This is a genomic window from Vibrio sp. SG41-7 (assembly GCF_014164465.1).
GTDB classification, from domain to species: domain Bacteria; phylum Pseudomonadota; class Gammaproteobacteria; order Enterobacterales; family Vibrionaceae; genus Vibrio; species Vibrio splendidus.
The window spans coordinates 58544-65238 of sequence record NZ_JACJFF010000020.1; the positions used below are offsets into that span (position 1 = coordinate 58544).

At 43.9% G+C, this 6695-nt stretch carries 8 protein-coding genes; 5 read left to right on the forward strand and 3 right to left on the reverse strand.

What is annotated here, in order from left to right:
* Positions 1 to 15: 15 nt before the first annotated feature.
* From H5300_RS08100 to H5300_RS08110, 3 genes are all read right to left on the reverse strand, one after another.
* Positions 16 to 1602, reverse strand: coding sequence for an AbgT family transporter (locus tag H5300_RS08100; RefSeq protein WP_182795758.1), 1587 nt, complete (start codon positions 1600 to 1602; stop codon positions 16 to 18).
* A 387-nt stretch (positions 1603 to 1989) separates the two neighbouring features.
* Positions 1990 to 2115, reverse strand: coding sequence for a type B 50S ribosomal protein L36 (ykgO, locus tag H5300_RS08105; protein WP_010436457.1), 126 nt, complete (start codon positions 2113 to 2115; stop codon positions 1990 to 1992).
* A gap of 1 nt (position 2116) precedes the next feature.
* The gene (locus tag H5300_RS08110) at positions 2117 to 2377 is read right to left on the reverse strand and encodes a type B 50S ribosomal protein L31 (RefSeq protein WP_004734366.1); all 261 of its coding nucleotides are present in this window, start codon (positions 2375 to 2377) and stop codon (positions 2117 to 2119) included.
* 124 nt (positions 2378 to 2501) lie between these two features.
* Here H5300_RS08110 and tsaA point away from each other — a divergent pair, with 124 nt between their 5' ends.
* The 5 genes from tsaA to H5300_RS08135 all read left to right on the forward strand — a co-directional run bounded on the left by tsaA (position 2502) and on the right by H5300_RS08135 (position 6530).
* Positions 2502 to 3197, forward strand: coding sequence for a tRNA (N6-threonylcarbamoyladenosine(37)-N6)-methyltransferase TrmO (gene tsaA / locus H5300_RS08115; protein WP_182795759.1), 696 nt, complete (start codon positions 2502 to 2504; stop codon positions 3195 to 3197).
* Between the two features lie 101 nt (positions 3198 to 3298).
* Positions 3299 to 5014, forward strand: coding sequence for a proline--tRNA ligase (locus H5300_RS08120; RefSeq protein ID WP_102441392.1), 1716 nt, complete (start codon positions 3299 to 3301; stop codon positions 5012 to 5014).
* 224 nt (positions 5015 to 5238) lie between these two features.
* Positions 5239 to 5928, forward strand: coding sequence for a tellurite resistance TerB family protein (locus H5300_RS08125; RefSeq protein WP_102441391.1), 690 nt, complete (start codon positions 5239 to 5241; stop codon positions 5926 to 5928).
* Positions 5929 to 6133: 205 nt separating this feature from the next.
* The gene (locus H5300_RS08130) at positions 6134 to 6337 is read left to right on the forward strand and encodes a YaeP family protein (RefSeq protein WP_009847436.1); all 204 of its coding nucleotides are present in this window, start codon (positions 6134 to 6136) and stop codon (positions 6335 to 6337) included.
* 1 nt (position 6338) lies between these two features.
* A complete protein-coding gene (locus H5300_RS08135; protein ID WP_004736793.1) occupies positions 6339 to 6530 on the forward strand; it encodes a DUF4250 domain-containing protein in 192 nt (63 codons plus the stop codon).
* Positions 6531 to 6695 lie beyond the last annotated feature (165 nt).

A 6695-nucleotide genomic window follows, 5' to 3' on the forward strand; every position in this document is an offset into this window, starting at 1 on the left:
GCCTATCACCGTTCACTAAGGCGTGTAGTACGTTGCAGCGCCTGGACCTACTGGTAGACCAAATACGAATACCCATAGGTAGAACAAGATGCTCCAACCGAACATGAATACCATTGAGTAAGGCAACATTGTCGCGATCAGTGTACCGATACCTAGGTTCTTCATGTAGCGAGTTGCTACGGCAAGGATAAGACCGAAGTAGCTCATCATTGGTGTAATGATGTTCGTTGTTGAATCACCGATACGGTAAGCCGCTTGAATCGTTTCAGGTGCGTAGCCTACTAGCATTAGCATTGGAACGAAGATTGGCGCTGTTACTGCCCACTGTGCAGAAGCTGAACCGATCATCAGGTTAATGAAGCCACACATTAGGATGAATGCGAAGAACAACATTGGACCCGTTAGGCCAATATCCTGAAGGAATGTTGCGCCACCTACAGCGACTACTTGACCAAAGTTCGTCCACTTAAAGAAAGCAACAAACTGCGCAGCAAAGAATACAAGAACAATGTACATGCCCATTGAAGACATAGACGTTGCCATTGCATTAATCACATCACGGTCATTCTTCATTGAACCAGTAACTTTGCCGTAAACAAAGCCAGGAATAGCAAAGAATACAAAGATAAACGCAACGATACTTTTCAGGAATGGAGAACCTGAAATCGTACCCGCCTCTGAACGTAGAACACCGTCAGCAGGAACCACAGTCCAAGCTAGCAGTGCACTCACGATTAATACAGCAACACCCGCTAGCTTAAGGCCTTTCTTCTCAATAGCAGTAAGCTTACCCATTGAGTCATTTGAAAGATCTTCAGACGCGTCTTCGTCGTTGTATTTACCCAATTTAGGTTCAACAATCTTCTCTGTTACCAATGCACCGGCAATCGAGATAAAGAAGGTCGAAACAAACATGAAGTACCAGTTTGATTCAGGGCCAACAGAGTAAGAAGGATCAAGCATTTGTGCTGCTGTTTCTGTAATACCAGAAAGCAGTGGGTCAACCGTACCGATAAGTAGGTTTGCAGAATAACCACCAGATACACCAGCAAATGCTGCCGCTAGACCTGCTAATGGGTGACGACCCAATGAGTGGAAAAGCATTGCTGCAAGAGGGATAAGTACTACGTAACCCAGCTCTGAAGCCGTGTTAGAGATAATACCGGAAAATACCACGGTTACAGTAACCATGCGCTGAGATGCGCCCATTACCATGCCGCGCATTGCCGCAGATAATAGACCTGAGTGTTCAGCTATCGCAACACCTAGCATTGCAACAAGCACAGTACCAAGTGGCGCAAAGCCAACAAAGTTCGAAACTAGATTAGTTACGATGAGTTGTAAGCCTTCAGCATTAAGTAAGCTTACAACGTGGATCATGCCATCAGCAGCACGACCGCTAGCACCTTCTGGGCGAGGATCCATTACAGATACTTCGAAGTAACCAGCAATTCCTGAAGAGACTAGGATTGCGACACAGAAGATTGCGAAAAGAGTGATTGGGTGGGGTAAAAGGTTCCCCAAATATTCAACGCCATCGAGAAAGCGGGTAAAAATTGGTTTCTTTGGCGAGTTGTTTTTTATTGAAGCTGATGAATTCATCAGTTCCCTCCTTGTAGTGATTCCTGTGCAATTGTGACAAAAATGTTCAAATTGCCAGCGCAGAGTACGCGACAAAATTATCAATTAGAAATTCAAAATGTTACAAAACGTGTAACAAATGACTACTTTTAACTCTATAAGAACAATTAATTAGCAAATAAATCTACATTAAATACAAAAACTAGATTTATAATTCACAGAAACACATTCACTACAAAAATAACTGGCGATATAACTCATTGATTCATTTAAAAATAAAACACAGCATACGCTAATTTAACACACAATATTCTGCAAGGTTCCTCTCGAAGGAAAAGAAAAACAGACAAATGAATGAAGTTTGACTTTCCCCTCGTTTTTACACTCGTGTCACATCAATTTGACTGACTATTTTTGAACCGCTTTGAATCTCGGGTTGGATTTACAGATGACATAGTGACGGCCTCTGCGCTTTACTATTTGGCAATCTGGATGACGGCTTTTCGCACTTTTAAGTGATTTTACAACTTTCATTCTATTTCGCTCCCTTACCTAATTGACCAAAGCGACGAGTAAAGTTAGCAACACGTCCCTCTTTATGTAGCACTCGCTGTTTACCCGTATAGAAAGGGTGCGACTTTGCAGACACTTCAATCGTGAAATAAGGGTAAGTATTGCCATCTTCCCATTCGATAGTACGTTCTGTTTTCAACGTTGAGCCAATCAAGAAGTACTCATCAACACTGGTGTCGTGGAACACCACTGTGCGGTAGTCAGGGTGGATATTCGGTTTCATTGTATTTCCCTAAATATTTAAATTGATACGTTATAACATATCAAATGATAATTATTATCAAAAGAAAAACAAGCGATTTTATGATATTTTTCCGCCATAGATCGTAATTAGAGAACGCCCACTCATGTACTCCATTGAACCTATTGGCTTTATAGAGTCTCCCTATAAAGAGAAGTTCGCGGTACCCAGGCAGCCTAGATTGGTGCCAACATCCACCTCAAGAGTTAGGTTAGTTGAAGCAGCGAACTGCCTTGAGTCTGTTCGTGATATTGAGCAATTTAGCCATGTGTGGTTGTTGTTTTTGTTCGATAAGAACCTTGAAGCAGGCTGGAAACCAACCGTGAGGCCACCTCGCCTTGGCGGCAATGAACGTATTGGTGTCTTCGCGTCTCGTGCCACATTCAGACCCAATGGAATTGGCATGTCTGCGGTTGAACTCAAAGGTGTATCTCAAGAGAAAGGGCAGACTTGGTTGGATCTTGGCAGCGTCGACTTAGTAGACGGCACACCGATCATCGACATCAAGCCTTATATCCCCTACTCAGATTCGATCCCGGATGCATTGGGAGGGTTTGCCGCCGATGAACCAGAAGTGTTAGATGTGAGCTTCTCGCAGCAAGCCCAAATTAAGCTGTCTGGTCACCCTCAGGCGCGCCATATCATTCAGGTGATCAAAGAAGTGCTAAGCCAAGATCCACGACCCGCCTATAAGAAAGGCAAGCCAGACAGTAAAGAATATGCGGTAAATCTGTTCGATCTTAACGTGAAATTCGTTGTTGAAACGCTTTTCATCAATGTTACCGACATTGAACGCTTTTGAGATCCCAAATAGGCTGATATTATATGCGGCTATATCAGATTTGCTGTCGTCACTCACTGCAGCAAATTTTCTTTTATCAATGATGAAACGGATACCATAGAATGCGTACCAGTAACTACCTTCTTTCTACTCTGAAAGAGACTCCAAACGACGCAGAAGTTATCAGCCACCAGCTGATGCTACGTGCAGGTATGATCCGTAAGCTAGCTTCAGGTTTATATACTTGGCTACCTACCGGTCTACGTGTACTGCGTAAAGTCGAAAATATCGTTCGCCAAGAGATCGATAATGCAGGTGCCGTTGAAATCTTGATGCCCGTAGTTCAACCGTTTGAGCTTTGGGAAGAGACTGGCCGTTCTGAAAAGATGGGCCCTGAGCTACTTCGTTTCACAGACCGTCATTCTCGTCCTTTCGTTCTTAGCCCAACAGCTGAAGAAGTAGTGACGAGCCTAGTACGTAACGAGATCAGCTCTTACAAACAGCTACCTCTAAACCTGTACCAAATCCAGACTAAATTCCGTGATGAACGCCGCCCTCGTTTTGGCGTAATGCGTGCACGTGAATTCTCTATGATGGATGCGTACAGCTTTGATATCGACAAAGAAGGCTTAGAAAAGTCTTACCAAGCGATGCACGATGCTTACTGTAAAGCATTCGACCGCATGGGCCTTGAGTACCGTCCAGTATTGGCAGACTCTGGCGCAATCGGCGGCAGCGGCTCTCAAGAGTTCCACGTTCTTGCCGAAAGCGGCGAAGACCTAATCGCATTCTCTTCTGAGTCTGATTACGCAGCGAACATCGAGAAAGCAGAAGCACTAGCTCCTACTGAAGAAGTTGCAGCACCAACTCAAGAGATGGAACTGGTTGATACGCCAAACGCAAAAACTATCGCAGAACTTGTAGAGCAACACGGTCTAGCAATCGAGAAGACAGTTAAGACTCTATTCGTTAAAGCATCTGATGAAGTAGAAGCAGATATCATTGCTCTAATCGTCCGTGGCGACCACGAGCTTAACGAAGTGAAAGCAGAAAACCTTCCACAGATTGCTTCTCCACTAGAGATGGCCTCTGAAGAAGAAATCCGTGCACTTGTTGGTGCAGGTCCTGGTTCACTTGGCCCTGTTGGCCTAGAGCTGCCATTCATCGCTGACCGCTCTGTTGCTGTAATGAGTGACTTCGGCGCTGGCGCAAACGTAGACGGTAAGCACTACTTCGGTATTAACTGGGGTCGTGACGTTGAGCTTGCTCAAGTTGAAGACTTACGTAACGTTGTTGAAGGCGACCTAAGCCCATGTGGTCAAGGTACTATCCAACTTAAACGCGGTATCGAAGTTGGTCACATCTTCCAGCTAGGTAACACTTACTCGAAAGCAATGAACTGTAACGTGCTTGGTCCTGATGGTAAGAGCGTAATCCTAGAAATGGGTTGTTACGGTATCGGTGTTTCACGTGTTGTTGCATCGGCTATCGAGCAAAACCACGATAAATTCGGTATCACTTGGCCAGATGCACTAGCACCATTCCAAGTTGCTATCGTACCAATGAACATGCACAAATCTGAGCGCGTTAAAGAAGCTGCTGAGAAGCTATACGCTGAATTAACAGCTATGGGTATCGAAGTACTATTCGATGACCGTAAAGAGCGCCCAGGTGTAATGTTTAAAGATATCGAGCTAGTGGGTATCCCTCACACTATCGTTATCGGTGATCGCAGCATGGACGAAGGTAACTTCGAATACAAAAACCGTCGTACTGGTGATAAAGAAGTTATCGCAATGGACACGGTTATCGAGCACCTTAAAGCTCAACTAGCTTAGTAATTAAGTAGCTGAATAAGTCAGTATTGACTAAATAATTGGTTACTCGCTAGATAAACATTGAAAGGCTGCCATTAGGTGGCCTTTTTTGTGCCTGTCATTTCGCTTCAAACTCCCTTCTATTTATCAGTAGAGTAAATAAAGTAAGTTAATCCCCTGTTCATCTTTAAATCCGTATATTGGTGTCATCAACTTTTTGGACATGCTCACCATTGGAGGTATCGATGGATATCAAAAGCTTACTGAACCAAGCACTTAAATCAGATCTCGTAAAACAAGGTACTCAGAAACTTTCACAAGGGTCTTCAAGTTTAAGTGGCCTTTCTCAAGGCAGCAATGGCAAGAGTAGCAGTAAAAGTACGCTCGGAGCCTTCGGTGCAGGCGCAGTTGGCGGCGGACTCTTAGGTGCATTAATGGGCTCTAAGAAAACCAAGAAAATGGGTAAGAAAGCCGCTGGTATTGGTGGTGCAGCGGCACTTGGCGCACTCGCTTATAAGGTCTATAACGACTATCAATCTAAACAAGGCCAAACACCGAATGCCGAACAAGCTCAATTTGATGAGAACGACTCAAACCATAGTGTGCTGATTCTAAGATCGATGATTGCTGCGTCCAAATCCGATGGTCATGTCGATGAGGAGGAGATGGCAAAGATCGAGCAAGCGGTCGAAAATATGGGCGCGGACTATCAACTGACTAAACTGGTCTCTGAAGAACTGCACAAGCCACTCGACCCAAGTGAGATTGCTCAGCTCGCAACTTCACCTCAACAAGCGAGTGAGATCTACTTAGCCTCTTTGATTGTGGCTGACGAGCAGAACTTTATGGAGAAGGCCTACCTCAAAGAGTTAGCTAAGCAACTCAACCTTGCAGATGAAGTTACTTATCAACTTGAACAGCAGATATCTGGTTAAGCGGTCAATGTTAGGCTAATCAATAAATATCATGCTAAGCCGCAAATACACGCTAAGTAGCAGACTAGCAAAGTGATACGCTGAGCATTAACAGAATGAGATATTGAGCAAGAACAAACTAACTCTGAACTTAATCAGATCCACTTTGTTTTTGCTTATCTCTATGTGTATATTGAGATCAGTTATCATTTGGTTAGGTATAAAAATGAAAGTATACGATTGTTGTGATTTGGTGCGTGAACTGTATTCTCAAATTGGCAGTGGCGACCAAGGCTATATCCCTAAAGCGATCACCTGCGCGGTAAAAACATTAAATGATCTTGCTGCAGATGAATCTCTTCCTAAAGAAGCACGTGATCGCGCTGCATTTGCCGCAGCCAATCTGCTGATCTCAGATTTCGAGGACTAATATGAACCTCGCTAATTTTGAAAAGATGGACTCTGTGATGTTGATGAGCATCGTCAACATGAAGTTACGTGACGACTTCGGTGGTGACTTGGATCGAGTGGTCAACTTCTACGAAATCGACAAAGCAGCATTGATCGCTAAACTTGCGTCTGCTGGTTTTGAGTTCCTTCCAGAAGCCAAACAGTTTCGATAGTCATTTAAAACAAACTTGATTTTGAAAGGCCAACCTCAGTGTTTAATGCCGATCGTTTAAGAAGACTTGAACGATCTTGCAGTTAGCAGATAATCCCCATCAACAACGTTGATGGGGATTTTTTATGCTTGAACAAGAATTAGCAATGGCACACGAGACCATTGA

Coding starts and splice junctions, on each gene's coding strand:
- H5300_RS08100 (WP_182795758.1), bottom strand. CDS start 1,602: ATGAATTCATCAGCTTCAATAAAAAACAACTCGCCAAAGAAACCAATT.
- ykgO (WP_010436457.1), bottom strand. CDS start 2,115: ATGAAAGTTGTAAAATCACTTAAAAGTGCGAAAAGCCGTCATCCAGAT.
- H5300_RS08110 (WP_004734366.1), bottom strand. CDS start 2,377: ATGAAACCGAATATCCACCCTGACTACCGCACAGTGGTGTTCCACGAC.
- tsaA (WP_182795759.1), top strand. CDS start 2,502: ATGTACTCCATTGAACCTATTGGCTTTATAGAGTCTCCCTATAAAGAG.
- H5300_RS08120 (WP_102441392.1), top strand. CDS start 3,299: ATGCGTACCAGTAACTACCTTCTTTCTACTCTGAAAGAGACTCCAAAC.
- H5300_RS08125 (WP_102441391.1), top strand. CDS start 5,239: ATGGATATCAAAAGCTTACTGAACCAAGCACTTAAATCAGATCTCGTA.
- H5300_RS08130 (WP_009847436.1), top strand. CDS start 6,134: ATGAAAGTATACGATTGTTGTGATTTGGTGCGTGAACTGTATTCTCAA.
- H5300_RS08135 (WP_004736793.1), top strand. CDS start 6,339: ATGAACCTCGCTAATTTTGAAAAGATGGACTCTGTGATGTTGATGAGC.